This window comes from Kocuria palustris, from assembly GCF_007666205.1.
GTDB classification, from domain to species: Bacteria; Actinomycetota; Actinomycetes; order Actinomycetales; family Micrococcaceae; genus Kocuria; species Kocuria palustris_A.
This window is the reverse complement of the sequence record NZ_VDOR01000002.1, coordinates 165,542-185,958: the sequence shown is the minus strand read 5'-3', so window position 1 is coordinate 185,958 and position 20,417 is coordinate 165,542. Positions and strand designations below refer to the sequence as shown.

The 20,417-nt window shown below is 72.8% G+C and carries 17 protein-coding genes and 1 riboswitch; of the genes, 4 read left to right on the top strand and 13 right to left on the bottom strand.

The genetic code is table 11. From position 1 onward, the window contains the following. Nucleotides 1-3: 3 nt before the first annotated feature. Together FSY66_RS02930 and FSY66_RS02925 are read right to left on the bottom strand one after the other, a co-directional pair. Nucleotides 4-1,674 (bottom strand): DEAD/DEAH box helicase, encoded by a 1,671-nt coding sequence (locus FSY66_RS02930; RefSeq protein ID WP_144791120.1) that lies wholly within the window; start codon nucleotides 1,672-1,674, stop codon nucleotides 4-6. Nucleotides 1,675-2,146: 472 nt separating this feature from the next. Continuing rightward, entirely contained in the window at nucleotides 2,147-2,905 is a 759-nt protein-coding gene (locus FSY66_RS02925) for an SDR family NAD(P)-dependent oxidoreductase (protein ID WP_144791573.1), read from the bottom strand. Nucleotides 2,906-3,180: 275 nt separating this feature from the next. On the opposite strand from FSY66_RS02925, the gene FSY66_RS02920 reads away from it, so the two are divergent. Beyond that, entirely contained in the window at nucleotides 3,181-3,582 is a 402-nt protein-coding gene (locus FSY66_RS02920) for a hypothetical protein (protein ID WP_144791118.1), read from the top strand. 114 nt (nucleotides 3,583-3,696) lie between these two features. Here FSY66_RS02920 and FSY66_RS02915 read toward each other — a convergent pair whose 3' ends face one another. The 3 genes from FSY66_RS02915 to FSY66_RS02905 all read right to left on the bottom strand — a co-directional run bounded on the left by FSY66_RS02915 (nucleotide 3,697) and on the right by FSY66_RS02905 (nucleotide 7,609). Next, nucleotides 3,697-4,533, bottom strand: coding sequence for a D-hexose-6-phosphate mutarotase (locus FSY66_RS02915; protein WP_144791116.1), 837 nt, complete (start codon nucleotides 4,531-4,533; stop codon nucleotides 3,697-3,699). 169 nt (nucleotides 4,534-4,702) lie between these two features. Continuing rightward, nucleotides 4,703-6,142 carry an alanine/glycine:cation symporter family protein gene (locus FSY66_RS02910; protein WP_144791572.1) on the bottom strand — a complete coding sequence of 480 codons (1,440 nt, stop codon included), beginning with the start codon at nucleotides 6,140-6,142 and terminating at the stop codon, nucleotides 4,703-4,705. 222 nt (nucleotides 6,143-6,364) lie between these two features. Next, nucleotides 6,365-7,609, bottom strand: coding sequence for a multidrug effflux MFS transporter (locus tag FSY66_RS02905; RefSeq protein WP_144791114.1), 1,245 nt, complete (start codon nucleotides 7,607-7,609; stop codon nucleotides 6,365-6,367). A 73-nt stretch (nucleotides 7,610-7,682) separates the two neighbouring features. On the opposite strand from FSY66_RS02905, the gene trmB reads away from it, so the two are divergent. Next, nucleotides 7,683-8,555, top strand: a complete 873-nt coding sequence (trmB, locus tag FSY66_RS02900) for a tRNA (guanosine(46)-N7)-methyltransferase TrmB (RefSeq protein ID WP_144791112.1) — start codon at nucleotides 7,683-7,685, stop codon at nucleotides 8,553-8,555. Here the strand turns inward: trmB and FSY66_RS02895 are convergent. The 5 genes from FSY66_RS02895 to dnaK all read right to left on the bottom strand — a co-directional run bounded on the left by FSY66_RS02895 (nucleotide 8,537) and on the right by dnaK (nucleotide 14,948). After that, the gene (locus FSY66_RS02895) at nucleotides 8,537-10,498 is read right to left on the bottom strand and encodes a BCCT family transporter (RefSeq protein ID WP_144791110.1); all 1,962 of its coding nucleotides are present in this window, start codon (nucleotides 10,496-10,498) and stop codon (nucleotides 8,537-8,539) included. The genes trmB and FSY66_RS02895 overlap by 19 nt on opposite strands. Before the next feature lie 120 nt (nucleotides 10,499-10,618). Further along, the gene (locus FSY66_RS02890; protein ID WP_144791108.1) at nucleotides 10,619-11,092 is read right to left on the bottom strand and encodes a heat shock protein transcriptional repressor HspR; all 474 of its coding nucleotides are present in this window, start codon (nucleotides 11,090-11,092) and stop codon (nucleotides 10,619-10,621) included. A gap of 70 nt (nucleotides 11,093-11,162) precedes the next feature. Then, complete coding sequence (locus tag FSY66_RS02885) at nucleotides 11,163-12,158, bottom strand: DnaJ C-terminal domain-containing protein (RefSeq protein WP_144791106.1); 996 nt, start codon at nucleotides 12,156-12,158, stop codon at nucleotides 11,163-11,165. Between the two features lie 147 nt (nucleotides 12,159-12,305). Next, nucleotides 12,306-12,917: a nucleotide exchange factor GrpE gene (locus FSY66_RS02880; protein ID WP_144791104.1), complete on the bottom strand. Its 612-nt coding sequence runs from the start codon at nucleotides 12,915-12,917 to the stop codon at nucleotides 12,306-12,308. 165 nt (nucleotides 12,918-13,082) lie between these two features. Beyond that, nucleotides 13,083-14,948: a molecular chaperone DnaK gene (gene dnaK, locus FSY66_RS02875; RefSeq protein WP_144791102.1), complete on the bottom strand. Its 1,866-nt coding sequence runs from the start codon at nucleotides 14,946-14,948 to the stop codon at nucleotides 13,083-13,085. Between the two features lie 256 nt (nucleotides 14,949-15,204). Here dnaK and FSY66_RS02870 point away from each other — a divergent pair, with 256 nt between their 5' ends. Both FSY66_RS02870 and FSY66_RS02865 read left to right on the top strand, forming a co-directional pair. After that, entirely contained in the window at nucleotides 15,205-15,699 is a 495-nt protein-coding gene (locus FSY66_RS02870) for a low molecular weight protein-tyrosine-phosphatase (RefSeq protein WP_144791100.1), read from the top strand. A gap of 3 nt (nucleotides 15,700-15,702) precedes the next feature. After that, the gene (locus FSY66_RS02865; protein ID WP_144791098.1) at nucleotides 15,703-16,311 is read left to right on the top strand and encodes a nucleoside/nucleotide kinase family protein; all 609 of its coding nucleotides are present in this window, start codon (nucleotides 15,703-15,705) and stop codon (nucleotides 16,309-16,311) included. Between the two features lie 22 nt (nucleotides 16,312-16,333). Here FSY66_RS02865 and FSY66_RS02860 read toward each other — a convergent pair whose 3' ends face one another. The 3 genes from FSY66_RS02860 to FSY66_RS02850 form a co-directional block, all read right to left on the bottom strand. Beyond that, the gene (locus FSY66_RS02860; protein ID WP_144791096.1) at nucleotides 16,334-18,889 is read right to left on the bottom strand and encodes an ATP-binding cassette domain-containing protein; all 2,556 of its coding nucleotides are present in this window, start codon (nucleotides 18,887-18,889) and stop codon (nucleotides 16,334-16,336) included. After that, the gene (locus FSY66_RS02855; protein ID WP_144791094.1) at nucleotides 18,886-19,599 is read right to left on the bottom strand and encodes an ECF transporter S component; all 714 of its coding nucleotides are present in this window, start codon (nucleotides 19,597-19,599) and stop codon (nucleotides 18,886-18,888) included. Before FSY66_RS02855 ends, FSY66_RS02860 begins: the two co-directional genes overlap by 4 nt. 110 nt (nucleotides 19,600-19,709) lie before the next feature. After that, nucleotides 19,710-19,814: riboswitch (TPP riboswitch) on the bottom strand. 250 nt (nucleotides 19,815-20,064) lie between these two features. Then, the gene (locus FSY66_RS02850; protein ID WP_144791092.1) at nucleotides 20,065-20,343 is read right to left on the bottom strand and encodes a DUF4235 domain-containing protein; all 279 of its coding nucleotides are present in this window, start codon (nucleotides 20,341-20,343) and stop codon (nucleotides 20,065-20,067) included. Between the last annotated feature and the right edge of the window lie 74 nt (nucleotides 20,344-20,417).

The window sequence follows — 20,417 nt, the reverse complement described above, 5'->3', positions numbered from 1 at the left end:
AGATCAGCCGCGCTGGGACCCGGCGGCGTCCGCGCGGCGGCCGCGGCGACGAGCCGCCGCCTGCGTGGCGCGATCCGCCGTGGCATCCGCCGTCCCGTGCAGCGCCACGGCGCTGGCGGGGGCGTCGGTGCGTGCAGCAGCGCTGCGACCGCCGCCGGAGCGGCCTCGGCCGGAGCCGCCGGCCCGGCCGCCGCTGCGGGCGCCGCCCTGGTCGCCGCGTCCGGGCCGGCCGCCGTCGCGACGCCCCTGGCCGCGTCCCTCGGGGGCGCGGCCGCCGGAGCGCTCCGACCGCTCTCCGCTCGAACGGCTCTGACCGCGACCGTCCTGGCGCCCCTCGGACCGCTCGTCGCTGCGGCCCCCGGAGCGGCCGCCGCTCGAGCGGCCCTGGCTCCTGCCGCCGCCGGAGCGCTGTCCCGAACGATTGTTCGAGGGCTTGCCGCGGCCGCGGGAACCGCGCCCGGCGCCCTGCGCCTGAGTCGGCGCCTCGTAGGCCACGCGCTCGGCGCGCTCGCCCACCAGCTCGGCGACGACGGGCGAGCCGATCGAGACCTCGGAGAACTTCGCGGTGACGCCGGCCTGCTTCATGAGCTTCTCGACGTCGCGGCGCTCCTCGCGGGTCGCGATCGTGATGACCTGCCCCGCGGCACCGGCCCGGGCGGTGCGCCCGGAGCGGTGCAGGTAGGACTTGTGCTCGGCCGGCGGATCGATGTGCACGACCAGCTCGACGTCGTCGACGTGCACGCCGCGGGCGGCCACGTCGGTGGCCACCAGGACCCGCACGTCTCCCTGGGAGAAGCTCGCCAGGTTCCGGTCGCGGGCGTTCTGCGAGAGGTTGCCCTGCAGGTCCACGGCCGGGATGCCCTGCTGGGACAGCTTCTTGCCGAGCTTCTTGGCGCGGTGCTTGGTGCGCGTGAACATCACGCGGCGGCCCGTGCCGGAGGCCAGCGTCTCGATGAGCTGCTGCTTCTCGCCGGCGTCGACGACGAGCACGTGGTGCTCCATGGTCGAGACCGCGGCCTTGGGCGCATCCACGGAGTGGGTGACGGGATCGTGCAGGAACTTCCTGACCAGCACGTCCACGCCGCCGTCGAGCGTCGCGGAGAACAGCAGGCGCTGCCCGCCGTCCGGGGTCTGCTTGAGGATGCGGGTCACGACGGGCAGGAAGCCCATGTCGGCCATGTGATCGGCCTCGTCGATGACGGTCACGCGGACGTCGTCGAGCGTGAGCACGCCCTGCTTGAGCAGGTCCTCGAGGCGGCCGGGGCAGGCCACGACGATGTCGGCGCCGCGGGAGAGGGCGCGCTCCTGGTGGACCTGCGAGACGCCGCCGAAGATCACCGTGGTGCTCAGCCCGGCCTCCTCGGCCAGGGGGGCGATCGCGCGGTCGATCTGGGTCGCGAGCTCGCGGGTCGGCGCCAGGACCAGCCCGGTGGGCCGCCCCGCGCGGCGCGGCGCCCTGCTGGTGCCCTGGGTCAGGCCCGCCAGTCGGGTGACCAGGGGCAGCGCGAAGGCGATGGTCTTGCCGGAGCCGGTGCGGCCGCGGCCCAGGACGTCGCGCCCGGACAGCGAGTCCGGGAGGGTCTTGGTCTGGATGGGGAAGGCCTCGTCGATCCCGCTCTGGGACAGGACGCGGGCCAGTGCCTCGGGCACGCCGAGGTCGGTGAAGGAAGTCACGGGGGAAAGCACTTTCGATCGGATGTCCCGGCGCCTGGGTCGGCTCTCCGGGGTGCGCCGATCTCACGGCCCGCACTCGACGGCGGCTCGGCTCCGGCACAGGGGCGGCGGGGCTTCCGCGCCCCTGTCTCCGCCGCAGGCGGGAGCCCGAGGAGCTGTCCTCGGAAGGTCCGCCTGCTTCCTGCGCCGACCTCCGCGCCTGGGCGGGGTGTTCGACGCGCTGCCTGTCCATCTCGCTTCAGATCTCACGTCCCGGGCCGTGGTGACGGCCATTCCGGGTCCGGTGCGCGGCGGACAGTGCCATGTGCAACCCGCTGACCCTACCTCATCGTCGCCGCAGGCGCCGTGAGGCGGGGCGCGGCCGAGGACCGCGCTCCCGCCTCACGGGATCGGCATCGATCGGAGCCGGCGTCGCACGGCGGCGGCCCACGAGGCCTCCGACGCCTGCTGTGCCGTGCAGCGCCGGGGAGGCTCAGACCGCCGTGTAGCCGCCGTCGACCAGGATGTAGGAGCCCGTGATGAAGGAGGCCGCGTCCGAGAGCAGGAAGTTCGTGATCGAGGCCACCTCCTCCGGGCGGCCCAGGCGGTTCAGCGCGTGCTTGGACTCGAGCCCCGTGATCTGCTCGGGGGTCAGCGAGTTCTCCAGCAGCGGGGTCATGATGTAGCCGGGAGCCACGGCGTTGACGCGGATCCCGCGCTGGCCGTAGTCGATGCCCGCCTGCTTGGTCAGCCCCACCAGCCCGTGCTTGGCGGCCGTGTAGGCGCTGTTGCCCATGCCGGTGGCCACCGAGCCGTGGATCGAGGACATGTTGACGATCGCGCCGCCGCCGGCTCGCTCCATGGCCTGCAGCTGGTAGTGCATGCCGTACAGGACGCCGTCGAAGTCGATCGCGATGACGCGGTCCCAGTCCTGCTCCAGGTCCATGTCCCCGGCGGCCTTCTGCGCGCCGCCGATGCCCGCGTTGTTCACGGCCAGGTGCAGCGCCCCGTAGGTCGACTCGGCGAACTCGACGGCCGCGCGGTTGTCCTCCTTGGAGGCGGAGTCCATGCGGAAGGCCGCGGCCTCCCCTCCGTCGGCCGCGATGGCCTCGGCCACCGCCGTCGCGCCCTCCTCGTTCAGATCGGCGATCACGACCTTCGCGCCGCGTGCGGCGAGATCCTCCGCCACGGCCCGGCCGATGCCCGCAGCCGCGCCCGTGACGAGCGCGACTCTGTCCTCGAAATCCCTGATGCGTGCCATGCTCCGCCTTCCGTTCCCGGCGGCACAGCGGCCGCCGGATCACGTGGCGCGGATCGTGCGATCCGCCGCCGAGACCGACCCGGGGTCTCATCAGGGTGAGCGCGGACCCGCCCTGCGTCATTCCGCCGAGGGCGCTTGTTGCGGCAACCTCGCGTGACGACGGCCTCATCCCTTCCGCGAAGGGTCCTGGTAACATGGTGACGGATCAACAATCGGCGCGTCCCGGGCTCGGGAGCGCCGCGACCCCCGGCTTGAAGGAGCATCACATGCGACTGTCCAACGCGATCCTGCGCGGCGTCTCCGGCGCTTACCTCATCCAGTCCGGCCTGGGCAAGAAGGACCTGCCCGTCGAGGCCTACGAGGGCCTGCAGAGCATGGCGGCCTCCGGCATCCCCCAGTTCAGCGAGTGGGACGCCAAGACCTTCGGCCAGTTCCTCTGGCTCTCCGAGGTCGGCATCGGCGCCCTGCTGGTCACCCCGATCGTGAACAAGCGCCTGGCGGGCGCAGCCCTGCTGACCTTCTCCGCCGGCATGCTGAGCATGTACTTCCGCAACGACGAGATGACCCAGGACGACGGCATCCGCCCGTCGCAGGAGGGCACCGCGCTGTCCAAGGACGTCTGGCTGGGTGCGATCGGCGCCGCGCTGATCGCCCAGGGCAAGAAGTGAGCTGAACCCCCCCCCGGCTCCGGCCCGGCAGCCGGAGCAGCGCGAGAGGCCCCCACCGCCCGGTGGGGGCCTCTCGTCGTCCCCGGGGTCGGGCCGCGGACCGGCCCGCGGGGATCAGTCCGTCTCGACGTCGATCCGGTAGCTCATCGCGTGCGCCGAACCGGGCTCCACGGTCACGGCGTCGTCGAGCGCATTGGCGCCCTCGATGCACAGCATGGCCGGCCACTCCTCGTCACCGAAGTCGGGCATCGCGGCCGCCTTCTCGGTCCAGGGGTTCCACACGACGGTGTTCGCAGCCCCCTGGGTGGTGATCCGCAGCCGCCGGCCCAGCACGGGGTCCTCGACGGCGACCGGGCCCGAGGAGAGGTACACGCGGTCCGTCTCCCCCGTGAGCCGCAGCGGCTCTCCGGCCGCGGGGGTCAGCGCGTGACCGCGCGTCTTGTCGAGGTGCTGGGCGTCCTCGAGGCCGTGGACCACGACCTCCCGGACGTCGCCGACGGCCAGGTAGGTGTGCAGGGCCTCCTCGATCTCGAAGGCCTCCTCGCCCGTGTTCTCGACCGTCAGCCGGACCTCGAGCGAGGCCCCCGCCGTGACCTGCAGCTGCGCGCGGAACGCATGCGGGAAGGACTCCCGGTGCTCCGGGGACAGAGCGGCATCGCTCAGCTCGAAGACCGCGGTGCTGTCCTCGGTGCGCACCCGGGACCACTCCACGATGCGCGCGAAGCCGTGGGAGGGCGTGCGATCGCCCGAGCGCCCCGGGCCGAACCAGGGGAAGCACACGGGGATCCCGCCGCGGATGGGGGATCCGACGGTGAAGCCGGAGCGGCGGGAGACGAAGAGGACGGGGTCGTTCCCGTAGGGGGTCCAGGACGCGACGTGCGCGCCCTGGTCGTAGACCGTGGCCATCCCGGCGTCGGTGCTCAGGGCCAGGGGGTGCTGGAGTTCGCTCATGGGACCACCCTAGGCACGAGCCGGGCCGGAGTCCGCGCTGTCGTCGTCGGTTGCCGCGGACGCGTCTCCCCTCGCCCTGAGCACCGGCGCCCGGGATGCCGACCGGCCCCGTGCGGGTCGACCGGGGGGAGGGCGATCCGCACGGGGCCTGCGCTGCGGCAGAGCAGGCTCAGCGCCCGGTCGACTCGTAGGTGTCGATGCCGCCGGGGCGCCCGGCCATGAACGCGTCGATCTCCGCCTTGCCGGCGCGCAGCTGCGGATCGTGGTCCAGGTAGTGCTTGGTCTCGCGGTAGATCAGCCCGGAGAGCACGAGCAGCCCGATCAGGTTCGGGATGGCCATCAGCCCGTTCATGACGTCGGCGAAGTTCCACACGACGGCCAGCGGGACGGTGCACCCGATGTAGACGACGATCGAGAACACGACGCGGTACGGCATGACCGCCCCGCGTCCGAACAGCCGCTCCATGCAGCGCTCGCCGTAGTAGGCCCACCCCAGGATGGTCGAGTACGCGAACATCACCAGGCCGATCGTCACGACGTAGTGGCCCCACTGCCCGGGCAGGCCGTGCGAGAAGGCGTCGCCCGTCATGGTGGCGGCGAAGTCCGAGCCCTGCTGCCACACGCCGGTGGTGATGATGACGAGGCCGGTGAAGGTCACGACGATGATCGTGTCGATGAAGGTCTGGGTCATGGACACCAGGCCCTGGCGCACGGGGTGGGTGGTCTGCGCCGACGCCGCCGCGATCGCGGCCGAGCCCATGCCGGACTCGTTGGAGAACGCGCCACGGGCCACACCCATCTGGACGGCCAGGATCAGCGCGGAGCCCGTGAAGCCGCCCACGGCTGCGGTGCCCGTGAAGGCATCGGTGAAGATGAGCCCGAGCGCGGCCGGGACGTCGACGATGTTGACGATGAGGATCCAGATCGCGCCGACCACGTAGAACACGATCATGATCGGCACGAAGGCCGAGGAGACCCTGGCGATCGACTTGATGCCGCCCACGAGGACCACGAGGGTCAGGATCGCCAGCACGGCGCCGGTGATCCACAGGGGGATGCCGAACGAGCCCTCGATGTTCGAGGAGATCGAGTTGCCCTGGGTCATGTTGCCGATGCCGAACGACGCCAGGGCCGCGGCGACCGCGAAGAACAGGGCCAGGAACTTGCCGAACCCGTTGGGGATGCCGCGCTGCAGGTAGTACTGCGGCCCTCCGGAGATCTCGCCCTTCGCATCGACGGTGCGGAAGCGCACGCCCAGGAACGCCTCCGAGTACTTGGAGGCCATGCCGAAGATGCCGGTGACCCACATCCAGAACAGCGCGCCGGGGCCGCCGATCGAGATCGCCGTGGCCACGCCCACGATGTTGCCCGTCCCGACCGTGGCCGCGAGCGCGGTCGTGAGGGCCTGGAACTGGGAGACGTCGCCGCCGACGGCGTCGTCGTCCGCGCGGTCCAGCAGCGCCAGGCGCAGGGACGGCCCGAGCTTGCGCAGCTGCAGCCCGGTGAGCCGGATGGTCAGGTAGATGCCCGTGCACAGCAGCAGCGGGATCAGGCAGAAGGGGCCCCAGATGATGCCGCCGAGGCTGCCGAAGCACTCGGCGGCATCCAGCGAGCCGGAGGTGAAGCAGTACGAGCCGACGCCCGACAGCTGGTCCAGCAGATCCTGGATCACGAGACAGTCCTCTCCGAGGGGAAGGGGTGATGCGCACAGCGGCGCTCACCACGAGGTCCGGGAGGAGACTCGCGTCACATCCTCCATCGAAGGGCATCTAAGCACACAGCGGATTGCCAGGCGGCTCAGGGCGCGCACCGGGCTGGAAGATGTCGCGGGTCACACCTGCGGAGCCGGGCTGCCGCCGGGTCCACGGCTGCGCGAGAGCCGCAGAGCCGTGGCGGCCGAGGCCAGGGCGAGCGCCGAGAAGATCAGCATGCAGACGGCCATCGGCACCGCGGTGCCGTCTCCCCCGAGCCCGGACAGCGGGCTGGCGATGCCGCCGAGCAGGAACTGCAGCAGGCCCAGCACGGCGGACCCGGCCCCGGCACGGTGCCGCGCCTCCACCTGGGCCAGGGCGATCGCATTGCCCATGACGAAGCCCATGCACGACTGGGCCAGCACCACATGGACGACGAGCGTCCAGTGCGGTGCGCCGGCCAGCAGCAGGATCAGCCCCGCGAGGCTGACTCCCGCCATGAGGCACAGGGCCGCGCGCAGGATCGCCCCGGGACTCGCCAGGTCCAGGAGCCGGACGTTGACCAGCCCGCCGAGCCTCCCGCACAGCGCGCCGATCGCGAACACGACGGAGTACCCGAGCTCGGAGAGCCCGACGATGCCCTGGAGCACGAACGACGAGGCGGAGATGTAGCTGAACAGGGCGCCGAAGGCGAAGGCCAGCGACAGCGCCCAGCCCATGAACACGGGCTCGCGCAGCATGCGCAGCGGGCCCGCGAAGATCTCCGCCGGGCCGGCGGTGCTGCGCCGCTCGGGCGGCAGCGTCTCCTTCAGCACGCCCAGGACCCCTGCGAGCATGACCAGCCCGAAGCCCGTGAGCACCCAGAACACGACCTGCCACGGCGCGCGCGAGGCGATCACGCCGCCGATCAGCGGCGCGACGATCGGGGCCAGCGACGTGATGGTGCCCAGCAGGGTGTAGACCTTGGCGGCGGCCACCCCGGAGACGGTGTCGGAGACCATCGCCCGGCCCACCACGACGCCGGCCGCCCCGGCGATGCCCTGGACCGCCCTGAGCACGAGCATCATCCCGATGCTCGTCGACAGCGCGATCCCGGCCGAGGCCAGCGTGAAGAGCACGGTCCCCGCCACGATCAGGCGGTAGCGCCCGACCCGATCGGAGACGGGCCCCAGCACGAACTGGCCCAGCGCCATCCCGAGCATGTAGGTCGTCAGCGAGAGCTGCACCGCGGTGATGGGGGTGCCGAAATGCTCGGCCGCGCCCGGGATCGAGGCCAGGTAGATGTCGGTGGCCATGGGGCTGACCGCCGCCATGACGCCGAGCGCGATGACGAACAGCGCCCGCTGCGGGCCGGGGCCCAGCGGCAGCCTGGTCGGCGAGGACATGGGACTCCCGGGTGGTCGCGGCTTCGGGGACGGCGGCCGGATCAGCCTAGCCGCTGGCTAGACTCTGCTCCTGATGAGCGAGCACAGGCCCCCCGAGCAGACCGATCCCCGCACCGAGCACGACCCCCGTTCCGACGGCTCCGAGCAGGCGGCCCCCGCGGCCCGGAGCACCGGAGCCGCAGCGGAGGCGGGGAAGGACGAGGACCGCACCCGCTTCCACCGGCAGCCGCTGTCCTTCGTGCGCCGCGGCGACCGGCTGACGAACCGCAGGCAGCGCGCGTGGGACGAGCTGGCTCCCGAGCGGATCCTCGAGGTCCCGCGCGAGGTCACGGACACGTCGGTGGCCGCGCACGCCGCCTTCGACCAGGAGGCCGTCTACGGGCGCCGGGCCCCGCTCGTCGTCGAGATCGGCTCGGGCCTGGGCGAGGCCATGGCCCGCCGCGCCGCCGAGGTCCCCGACCGCGATTTCCTGGCCGTCGAGGTCTACACGCCCGGGCTGGCCGATCTGCTGGCCAAGTCCGATGCCGCCGGGGCTACCAATGTGCGCGCGGTGCAGGCCAATGCCCCGGAGGTGCTGGAGCACTTCCTCGAGCCCGCCTCCGTGGACGAGCTGTGGGTCTTCTTCCCGGACCCGTGGCACAAGAAGCGCCACCACAAGCGCCGGCTGATCTCCCCGGGCTTCGTGGAGAAGGTCGCCCGGGTGCTGCGCCCCGGCGCCACCTGGCGCCTGGCCACCGACTGGCAGGAGTACGCGGTGCAGATGCGGGAGGTCATCGAGGCCGACGGGCGCTTCGAGAACCTGCACCCGGGCCCCCTGGCCACGGACGAGGACCCGGACCAGGGCTGGGCCCCGCGCTGGGAGGGCCGCGTCCTGACGAGCTTCGAGCGCAAGGCCCGCGAGGCCGGGCGCATCCCGCGCGATCTGACCTACCGCTTCTCGGGCTGATCCTCGCCGCGGGTCGTCCCCTCGGTCTCGTCCAGGGCCGGGAACTCCCCCGTCGAGTAGTCGTAGTCCACGGGATTCCCGTCGGCATCCGTGCGCTGGTACCAGTCCGTGTACTCGGGCGCCGAGGAGTCGAAGTCCGCGGCGGTGGCCCAGGCGCGGTTGCGGCCGTCGGCCTTCTCGACGGCGAGCATGAAGTCGTCGCCGTGCTCGTCGACGCCGTGGCGCACGGCCTTGTCCAGGGCCCACTGCCCGTAGGTGCTGCGCAGGATGTACGGGTCGCTGCGCAGGTCCTTGTGGAAGGCCACGACCATGCCGAAGATGATCAGCGTGAACGGCAGCGCCGTCACCGTGATCATGTTCTGCAGCCCGGTCAGGGCGCTCTCCCCGCCCACGAGCAGCAGCACGACCGCGATCCCGGCCATGCACAGGCCCCAGAACACCGTGACGATCCTCCGCGGCTCCGGATCGCCCTTCTGCGACATCTGCGAGGCCACGATCGAGGCGGAGTCGGCGGTCGTGATGAAGAAGACGGCGAGCATCACGATCACGACGGCCGTCACGACCACCCCGCCGGGCAGGGTGTCGGCGACCACGAAGAAGATCTCCTCCGGGGCCGGCAGCGATGCGGCGGTGCCGTCGGGCGCGATGCTCCGGTGGTCGAGCTGCTCCTTGATCGCGGTGCCGCCCAGGATCGTGAAGGCCAGGACGACGATCGAGGACGGGATGAACAGCACGCCGAAGATGAACTGCCGGATGGTGCGCCCGCGCGAGATCTTGGCGACGAAGACCCCGACGAACGGCGCCCACGAGACCCACCAGGCCCAGTAGAAGGTCGTCCAGGAGGACAGGAACTCCTGCATCTCGGGGCCGTCGGACATCGAGGCCGAGAGCATGGTCGGCAGCTCGGCGAAGTAGGTCACCACGACGGCGGGGACGTAGTTGGCCAGGAACGCCGTCGGGCCGACGACGAAGAAGAACAGCGCCAGCCCCACGGCCAGGACCATGTTGATGTTGGACAGCCAGCGGATGCCCCGGGCCACCCCGGAGACCGCCGAGGCGATGAACCCGGCCGTCAGCACCGCGATGATCAGCAGGGCCATGGCGTTGCCCGTCTCGCCGAGCCCTCCGACGATCTCCACGCCGCGGCCGATCTGCAGCGCGCCGATGCCCAGGGACGCGGCCGTCCCGAACAGCGTGGCGATGATCGCCAGGATGTCGATGATCCGGCCGGCGGCGGTGTCGGTGCGCCCGCTGCGGAAGAACGGCGCGAAGACCGAGCTCATCAGCGGGACGCGGCCGCGGCGGTAGGAGGCATAGGCGACGGCCAGCCCGACCATCCCGTAGATGGCCCACGCGTTGAGGCCCCAGTGCAGGGCGGCCTGGGCGGAGGCCAGCTTCATGGCCTCCTGGGTGGCGGGCTCGACGGAGCCCGGGCGGGGCGAGAGGAAGTAGGTCATGGGCTCGAACGGCCCGAAGAAGATGATGCCGATGCCGATGCCGGCGGCGAAGAGCATCGCGGCCCAGGAGACGGTCGAGTACTCCGGCTCGTCGGTGTCCAGGCCCAGCGGGATCCGGCCGTAGCGCGACAGGGCGATGCACAGCAGGTAGATCAGCAGGCCCACGGCCAGCGAGTTGAAGGCCCAGCCCATGTTGACGCTGGTCCACTGCAGCGCCGCGGTCGAGATCTCCGTGAGCGAGTCGGTGTCCAGGATGCCCCAGGCGATGAACGCGAGGATCAGGGCGCCCGCGACGGCCGTGACGACCCGGTCCACGCCGTAGCGGTTGAGCTGGTCGTCGACCGAGATGCCCGGCACGAGCGCCGGGTGGATGTTGTGCGGGTAGGTGATCTCGTCCAGGAAGCGACGGGGCGCCCCGCGGCCCGTGCTCCGCTGGCGTGTCGAGCCGCCCTCCGAGGGCGATCCGTCGTTCGTCCTGGTGGCCATACGCGGGGTCTCTCCTCCGGTGGGGTGCGCTCGAGGCCTCACCCTAGCGAAGCGGCCCCCGGCCCCCTTCGGAGGGGCCATCCCCCGGTGTCACAGCCTTGGCCCGTGCGGCTGCGCGTGCTAGCGGCCGGGCTCCCCCGAGGGGCCCTGGCCGCGCCCGGGGCGGTAGAGCATGAGCGCCCGGGAGCTCGACATCCTGGGACGCTCGGGCGGCAGGCGGCGCCGGCCGCGGGGCAGGCGGACGATCTCGCCCGACGACGTCGCCGCGAACACCGCGTTGTCGTCCTCGATCTGCTCGAGGGCCGCATCGCGCTCCTGCGTGAGCTCGGTGACCCGGTGCTGCAGCGCGGCCACCTGGTTCTCGAGCTCGATGATGCGCTTGATCCCCTGCAGCGAGACGCCCTCCTGCGACAGCTCCTGGACCTGGCGCAGCTTCTCGACGTCGCGCTGGGAGTAGCGCCGCGCCCGCCCCGGGGCCCGGGACGGGCGGACCAGGCCGAGCCGGTCGTACTGCCGCAGGGTCTGCGGATGCATGGAGGCCAGCTCGGCGGCCACGGAGATCACGAACAGCGGCTTGTCCGCATCCAGTGCCATGAGTGCTCACGCTCCTCGTCGGTGGGGGATCGCTGCGATCCGCGGGTGCTCCCGGAGGGTCGGCCGGGGCTCAGGACCTCGCGCGCTCCAGCAGCTGCGCACGCGGATCGGAGTCCGCCGTGGCGGCCGCGAAGTCCTCGACCGCCCTGCGGGCAGTCTCGTCCAGCTCGGCGGGGACCGCCACCTCGACGGTGACGATCAGGCTGCCGGCGCCCTTGGCCGCGGGCACGCCGGCGCCCTTGACGCGGAAGCGGCGGCCGGACGACGTGCCGGCGGGGATCCGCAGCGACACGGTGCCGCCGGCGGGCTTGGGGACCTGGATCGTGGCCCCGAGCGCGGCCTCGGGGAAGGACACGGGCACGGTGACCAGCAGGTCATCCGAGTCCTCCTTCCGGGCGAAGACGGGGTGGCCGCCGACCTTGACGGTCAGGATGAGGTCGCCCGGGCCGCCCGGGCCGCTGTGGCCCTTGCCGCGCAGCTTGAGCTTCTGCCCGTCGCGCACCCCCTGCGGGACCTTGACCGTGGTGGTCTTCCCGTCGCCGCGGCGCAGGCGCACGGTGGTGCCCTGCATCATGTCGTCGAAGGAGATCAGCGTGCTGGTCGTGAGGTTCTCGCCCTTGGCCGGGGGCTGCGGGCGGGTGGGGCCGCCGCGGCCCGTGTCGAAGCCGCCGGGGCCGAAGCCCCCGCCGCCGAAGAGGTCCTCGAAGCTGAAGCCCCCGGCCCCGCCGGTGGAGAACTGGGTGCGGGCGCGGCCCCCGGAGCCGCCGAAGACGTCGCCGAAGAGGTCCTCGAACCCGCCGCCGCCTGATCCCCCGGCGAAGCGGGCCCCGGATCCCATGGCGCGGATCTGGTCGTACTGCTGCCGCTGCTCGGGATCGGCGAGGACGTCGTGCGCCTCGGAGATCTCCTTGAACCGGGTCTCGGCCTGCGGGTCCCCGGGGTGGCGATCCGGGTGGTGCTTCTTGGCGAGCGACCGGTACGCCTTCTTGATCTCGGCATCGGACGCGTCCTTGGAGACGCCCAGGACGCCATAGAAATCCTTCTCGATCCAGTCCTGACTGGCCATGACGCCTCCTTTCAGGGGCAGGTGCGGATGAGTGGAGCGGCGACGCCGGTCCGTTCGGGCCGGTCGCCGCGATGGCCGACGGGGCCGCCCGCCGCGGCGGACGACCCCGTCGGTCGGTGCGCGGACGCGCCGTGCGCGGCGCCGCGATCAGGCGGAGGGGGCGACGGCCACCTGGGCCGCGCGCACCACGCGTCCGCCGACGCGGAAGCCGGAGCGCAGCACGAGGGAGACGTGGTCCTCCTCGACGCCCTCGGCGGGCTGCTGGAGCACCGCCTCGTGGACATTGGGGTCGAAGGGCTCGCCGACGACGCCCACGCGCTCCAGGCCGCTGCGCTGCAGCGAGTCCTCGAGCTTCTCGGCGATGCGGGCGAACGGGCCCTCGGTGATCTCCCCGGCCTCGCGGCCGGCGTCGATGTCGTCGAGCACCGGCACCAGGGAGGTGATGACGTCGGCCACCACGTGGTCGCGCAGCTGCTCGCGCTCGCGGGCGGTGCGGTTCTTGTAGTTGACGAACTCGGCCTGGAGGCGGCGCAGGTCCTCGAGGCGCTCCCGGGCCAGGGCGTCGCCCTCGGCCTCGGGCTGCTCGCCCTCGGCGGCATCGCCCTGGTCGGCCTGGCGCGCCTCCTCGGTCTGCTCGGCCCCGAGGACGTCCTCGGGGGTCAGAGGCTGATCGCCCGACTGCTCGGGCTGCTGCTCGGCTCCGGCCTCGTCGCCGGGGACGGGGCCGTCGGCCTGCGGGTCTTCCGGATTGCTGGTCATATGCGATGCTCCTACGGCTCGGGTGGCGGGCCGGCGCACGGGGCGCCGGCGAGTCGGACGCGGCGCGGGCGTCCGGATGCGGGTGAGGCCCGCCCCGGCGCCGCAGGGCCCCGGTCGCTTCGGCGACGGAGCGCGGCGGCGCGCGGAGCGAGCCTCGGTCGCGGATCACTTCTTGGAGTCGTCGTCCTTCTCGTCGTCCACGACCTCGGCGTCGACGATGTCCTCGTCCTCCTGGGCGGTCTGCTCGCCGGCGGCGCCGGCGGCCTCGCCCTCGCCGTCCTGCTGCGAGTAGACGGCCTCGCCGATCTTGCCCATGGAGCCCTGCAGCTTCTCGACGGCCGACTCCACGGCGGAGTCGTCGTCGCCCTCGAGCGCGGTCTTCACCGCGTCGATGTCGGCCTGGACCTCGGTGCGGACGTCGTCCGAGAGCTTCTCGCCGTTGTCCTTGACGAGCTTCTCGGTCGAGTAGGCCAGCTGCTCGGCGTTGTTGCGCATGTCGGCGGCCTCACGGCGCTTCTTGTCCGACTCGGCGTTGGCCTCCGCGTCCTTGACCATGCGGTCGATGTCCTCCTGGGCCAGCGAGGTGCCGCCCGTGATCGTCATCGACTGCTCGGTGCCGGTGCCCTTGTCCTTGGCGGAGACGTGCACGATGCCGTTGGCGTCGATGTCGAAGGTGACCTCGATCTGCGGGACGCCGCGGGGGGCCGGGGCGATGCCGGTCAGCTCGAAGGTGCCGAGGTTCTTGTTGTCCCGGGTGAACTCGCGCTCGCCCTGGAAGACCTGGATGGACACCGACGGCTGGTTGTCCTCGGCGGTCGTGTAGACCTGCGAGCGCTTGGTCGGGATGGCCGTGTTGCGCTCGATCAGCTTGTTCATCACGCCGCCCTTGGTCTCGATGCCCAGCGACAGCGGGGTCACGTCGATCAGCAGCACGTCCTTGCGGTCGCCCTTGAGCACGCCGGCCTGGATGGCCGCGCCGATCGCGACGACCTCGTCCGGGTTGACGCCCTTGTTGGGCTCCTTGCCGCCCGAGAGCTCCTTGACCTTCTCCACGACGGCGGGCATGCGGGTCGAGCCGCCCACGAGCACGACGTGGTCGATGTCGGAGAGCTTGATGCCGGCCTCGGAGATGACGTCGCGGAAGGGCTTCTCCACGCGGGCCAGCAGATCCGAGGTCAGGTCCTCGAACTTGGCGCGCGAGAGCGTCTCGTCCAGGTGGACCGGGCCCTCGGCGGTGACCGAGAGGTACTGCAGCGAGATGTTGGTCGAGGAGGCCGAGGAGAGCTCCTTCTTGGCCTGCTCGGCGGTCTCCTTCAGGCGCTGCAGGGCGATCTTGTCCTTGGACAGGTCGGCGCCGGTCTTGGACTTCACCTGCTCCAGCAGCCAGTCGACGATGCGCTGATCCCAGTCGTCGCCGCCCAGGCGGTTGTCGCCGGCCGTGGCCGAGACCTGGATGGTGGAGAAGTCGTCCTCGTCCTTGCCGACCTCCAGCAGGGAGACGTCGAACGTGCCGCCGCCGAGGTCGAAGACCAGGATGGACTCGTCCTCCTTGCCCTTCTCGAGGCCGTAGGCCAGGGCCGCGGCGGTGGGCTCGTTGACGATGCGCAGGACGTTCAGGCCCGCGATCTCGCCGGCCTCCTTGGTGGACTGGCGCTCGGCGTCGTTGAAGTACGCCGGGACGGTGATGACGGCGTCGGTGACGTCGTCGCCCAGGTAGGCCTCGGCGTCGCTCTTGAGCTTCATGAGCGTGCGAGCCGAGATCTCCTGCGGCGTGTACTTCTTGTCGTCGACCTGCGCGGTCCAGTCGGTGCCCATGTGGCGCTTGACCGAGGCGATGGTGCGGTCGACGTTGGTGACGGCCTGGCGCTTGGCGACGGCGCCGACCAGGGTCTCGCCGTCCTTGGAGAACGCGACGACCGACGGGGTGGTGCGAGCGCCCTCGGCGTTGGCGATGACGACGGGCTCGCCGCCCTCCAGCACTGCGACGCACGAGTTGGTGGTGCCCAGATCGATTCCCACTGCACGAGCCATGTGTGATTCCTCCTCTGCCGAAGCCCTCCGGGGCCTACGGACCTGTTGCCGTTCTGCTCCTCGAGTGAGTGCGGGAGCGTCTGGCCCCGGTATGACCTCACTGCTTGAGCTTTCTGCGCTCAACTATAGTCCTGCCGCCCTGAGTGTCAAGGAGACTTGAGTCGCTTATTATCAACTTTCATGGCATCGGCCGCGGCACGACCCCTGCGGGAGCCCGGCTCCCCCACCCGGACCTGGCTCGCCCTACACTGGGCGTATGTATTGCATCGGGGTCGTATGCACCGGCAACATCTGCCGCTCGCCCATGGCCGAGTTCGCGCTGCGCCGCGAGCTCGAGCGGGCCGGGCTGGACGATGCCGTCTGCGTGGACTCCGGGGGCATCTCGGACGAGGAGCAGGGCAATCCCGTCGATCCCCGTGCGGTCCGGGTGCTCGCGCGCGAGGACCTCGATCCCTCGGGCCACAGCGCGCGCCAGGTGACCCCCGAGTGGTTCGAGGACCACGATCTCCTGCTGGCCATGACACCGCAGCACGCCCAGATCCTGCGCCGGCTGGCTCCGGACCAGGAGTCCGCCGGGAAGGTGCGCCTGTACCGGGAGTTCGATCCCGAGGCCGCGGACCTGCCCGAGTCCGAGCAGGGCGTGGCGGATCCCTGGTACGGCGCGGACGAAGGCTTCGACACCACGTGGGAGATGGTCGTCGGGGCGCTGCCCGGCATCGTCGCCCACGCCCGGGACCGGGCAGGGGCCTGAGCCATGCAGGACGTCGAGCTGCACATGGACCCCGCGGTGGCCGAGCGGAACCGCTCGGGCATCGCGCTCATGCACCAGCTCACCGAGCCGACCCGCCGGCCGCACCTGATCGGCATCGACGGCCGCTCCGGCGCCGGGAAGACGTCCCTGGCCGGGCAGCTCGCAGCGGTGCTGTCCGTGACGCGCGACGTGGTCGTCTTCCACCTCGAGGACCTCTACCCGGGCTGGGAGGGCCTCGCTCAGGGCATCGAGATCTACAACGAGAGCATCCTCCCGCCCCTGCGCGAGGGCCGCGACGCCTACTGGAACGCCTGGGACTGGCTCGCGGGCTCGCTGGGCGGCCCGCGGCTGACCCGCACGGCGGAGATCGTGGTCCTGGAGGGCGTCGGCGCGTGCAACGCGACCGCCCGCCTGGCCCTCGACGTCTCCGTGTGGGTCGAGCTGCCCGAGTCGCAGCGGCGGGACCGCGCCCTGCGCCGCGACACGGGCTTCGAGCCCTTCTGGGAGATGTGGGCCGCGCAGGAGGTCGACTACATCCGTCGCGACCCCGTGTGGGAGTCCGCCTCGATCATCCAGCCCGGCCCCACCGACGAGCCCGCCGGCGGCTCCTGAGCCGGGGCCGGCGGCCCGGAGGTCACTGCCAGATGAAGCGGTGGACCCCCAGCGCCTCCGAGACGGCCGGCGCCCCGAGCGCGATCCCGATCGCCGCGCCCAGCAGCAGCGCGTCGGCGGCGGTGAAGCGGCGGGGACGCGCCCACGTCCGCTGATCCGCGGCCACGACGCCGCCGAAGCCCCGCACCTCCATGGTCACGGCCAGCCGCGAGGCGCGGCGCAGCGACTGGACCAGCAGCCCGAAGGCCCGCCCGCCGAACTCCCGCACGACCGCCGCGGGGCGGCGCGAACCGCCCACCCCCCGGGCTCGGCGGGCGGTCACGAGGACCTGCCACTGGTCGATCATCACCGTCACGAGCCGCATGCCCACCAGGGCCGCGAGCACGACGCGCACCGGCAGGCGCAGGGTGCGGGCCAGCCCGTCGGCCAGATCGGTGGGATCCGTGCTCAGCAGGAGCATGACGCCGGGAAGGGCCAGGGCGAGGGCGCGCAGCGCGATCGCCGCACCCGCGCCCACGGAGCCCGAGGTCAGCACGTACGGGCCCAGCTCGAGCCACACCGGTCCCCCCGCGTCCGAGAGCACCGCGGTCCCCCAGCCGGAGAGCAGGGCGGCCGCCAGCAGCGGCCAGATCCGCAGCAGCAGCGCCCCGGGGCGCTGTCCGATCGCGCTCAGCCCGGCGACCTCGACCGCCAGGATCAGGCCCGAGGTCACGGGATCGGCCGACAGCAGCAGGGCCAGGCTCAGCACGGCCACGGCCCCCAGCTTGGCCATAGCGCTGCGCCGCGCGAGCGGGCCGCCGTGCCGGGCGGGTGCGGCTGCCGGCTGCCGGGCGCCGTCATGCGCCTCGTGGACCGGGCGGTCGGCGGGGCGGTCCCCCGGTGAGACCGGGGCCTTCGTGCTCGGCCGCGCCGGGACCACGTCCACCTGCTGGGCATCCAGGGCGCGGACCAGCTCGGCGTCGTGGGTCACCACCACGACGCACCGCCCGTGCTCGACCTGCTCGGCGAGCAGATCGACGACGGCCGCCCACGTCACGGCGTCCTGTCCGAAGGTCGGCTCGTCCAGGATCAGGATCTCGGGAGCCGCGGCGAGCACGGTGCCCACCGACAGCCGCCGCTTCTGCCCGCCCGACAGGGTGAACGGGTTGGCCTCGGCCAGCTCGGCGAGCCGCAGGCGCTCGAGCAGCGCGTCCACCCGGCGGCGGATCTCCTCCTCGCCGACCCCTGCGCGCCGAGGCCCCACCGCCAGCTCATCGCGGACGCTGCCCGTGAGGAACTGGTGCTCCGGCTCCTGGAAGACGGTGCCGATGCGCTCCACGAGCTCGGGGCCGGACCATGCGGAGGGGTCGGAGCACAGACCGGCGCGCAGCATCTCCGAGGCCTCGACCCGACCGCCGCTGGGCGCCAGGAGCCCGGACAGGGTGAGCGCCAGGGTGGACTTGCCGGCGCCGTTCGGCCCGGTCAGGGCGACCGCGCGGCCGCCGCGCAGCTCCAGATCGACCGGCTCGGCGACCGGGGCCCCCGCCCGGGTCTCCGCCGGCGCGGGCCCCCCGGCGCGGACCCGCCGGCGGCGCCGGGCGAGCAGGCGCTGCGAGGGCTGCTCGCGGGAGACCTCGAGGGCCTGGGCGCGCAGCAGCAGCGGGCCCTGCTGCCGGCCGCTGCGGCCGCCGGCAGCGCGGGCGAGACTGACGCCGGCGGCATCGGCGCCGTGGGGCACGGCCCGGCCGGTGCAGGCTCTGCCGCCGGCCTCGGTCCCGGCGATCCCGATCGGGTCCGCTCCGGGCCGCCAGATCCCGGCGGCGTCCAGCAGGTCCCGGCCCGGGGCCCGGGGGTCGAAGACCTCGCCGGGCGGGCCGTCGGCGATGATCCCGTCGGGGCCGAGGACCACCACCCGGTCCACGAGATCGGCCCACACCTCGGTGCGGTGCTCGACGACGATCAGCGTCGCACCGGTCTGCCCGAGCACGGCCGCGACGGCGTCGCGCACGGTCCGCACGCCCTCGGGATCGAGGTTCGCGGTCGGCTCGTCGAGCAGCAGCAGCCGGGGGCGCATGGTCGTGATGCCGGCCAGGCCGAGGCGCTGCTGCTGACCGCCGGACAGCGCCGAGGTGTCGCGCTCGAGCGCGATGTCCAGGCCCACGGCCGCCAGGGCCGCATCGACGCGCCGCCAGATCTCGGGCGCGGGCACGGCCAGGTTCTCGGGACCGAAGGCCGCGTCGTCGCCGGCGCGGGCGAGCAGGATCGAGGACTCGGGGTCCTGCTGGAGCAGACCGGTCGCGACCCGGCGCTCGCTCGCCGGCGTCCCGTCCACGAGCAGCTCGCCCCGCGAGCCGGGGCCCGCCTCGGACGGGTCGTCGTCGGGCTCGGGCAGCACTCCGGCCAGCGCGTGCAGCAGGGTGGACTTGCCGGAGCCGCTGGCCCCGAGCAGCAGGACGCGCTGGCCGCGCGGGATCTCCAGATCGATCCCGCTCAGTGCGGGCGCGTCCCGGCCCTCGTGCTGCCAGCCGAAGCAGCTCGCGCGCACGGAGGCGCCGAGGGCGGGGGCCGTCGGCTCGGTCTCCGCGGCCGTGCGGGTCATCGTCCGGAGGCCAGGCCGGAGAGCACACCCGTGGCGCGCAGGGCCCGGGTGAGGGCCCACATGGCCAGGCCCGCGATGACGGCGCCGGAGACCGTTCCGAGCACGACGTAGACGGCCTGGTGGGACAGCGGCCACTCGTAGTAGTAGAGGACGCATTCGCAGAGGGTCCCGAGCAGCCCGGCCGCAGCCCCGGAGGCCATCGCGGTCACGGCGCCGAAGCGCCGGTAGCCCGTGACCAGGAAGACCGCCTCGGCCGCAGCTCCCTGGACCACTCCCGAGATGACGACCGTGAGGCCGAAGGTCGTGCCCAGCAGGCCCTCGAAGCAGGCGGCCAGCAGCTCGCAGGCCAGCGCGGCGCCCGGGCGGCGGATGATCAGCGCGCCCAGCGGGCCGGCGATCAGCCAGCCGCCCACGAGCAGCCCTCCGGCCGGCGGGTAGCCGACCGTGGCGGCCTCCGAGATCGGGTACACGAGGGACGACCAGGCCCAGAAGATGACGCCGCAGGCGGCCGCCAGCACCGCCAGGACGACGAGGTCCACGACGCGCCAGCGCAGGCGCCGACGGCCTCCCCCGGCGCGCGGCGCGGCCCCCTGCCGCTCGGGGCTCCGCCCGTCAGGCCCCTGGCCGTGCGCGACCTGGCTGCCGGCGCCGGCGGGGTCGGACGCGGCGGGCTGCGCTGACGGGCGGGCGGATGCGCTGCGATCGGTCATGATGCTCCTCCTGGGGCGTCGGGGACGCCGTGGCGTCCCTGGTGCAGGAGGGGGAAGGCGCTGTGCGCGGATCGCGGCATCCCGGTGGGCCTGCGCGCTCCGCGACAGCACCTCCGAGATGCTCGACTCCCTTCGCCGGTGCTAGCCGGAGCAGGTTCGAGGGTCAGCGGCGGACCGCACTCTCAGCGCCCGCGGGCGCTCCCCTGTCGTGTGCCCGGAAGTCTACGCGGGACTCGACGGGGTGTCGCGCACCGCGCCCGCCGACCGCCTCGGAACCGGTCCGCAGGGATCGGCCGGGGAGGGCCGTCCCGGGGACGGCTGTCCCGGGGGACGGCGGCCCGCAGGCGGGGCCGGATCCGGATCAGGGCATGACGAAGGCGCCGGGGCCCGCGGGCTCCCGGCGCCTTCGTCATGCTCGGCGGCCGCTCCCGCTGCGGCGCCGCCGGGCGGGCAGGGGGCTGCGGCTCAGGCCTGGCCCTTCTCGACGGCCTTCTTCCGCTCGGCCTTCTCCTGCTGCTCGGCGACCTGGCGGTTGACCAGCGCGCGCACGACGGTCGTGAGCACGCCGCTGACCACGGCGAACAGCACGATGTCGAGCCAGCGGTCCTCGCGGGGGTCCTCGCCCTTGGAGGGGACCTGGCGGCCGGTGACCTTCTTCCACGTGGCGTCGAGGCCCTTGGTGGCCACCTGGACGCCCAGGACGGAGGCGCCGGTGCCGAGCAGACCCAGGATCTTCGGGTTCATGTCATCTCCTAGTCCGGGTGGAGCACCCGGGAGTCGCGGTCCGGCGTCGCTGCCGATGCCGGAGGTTCGGTCCT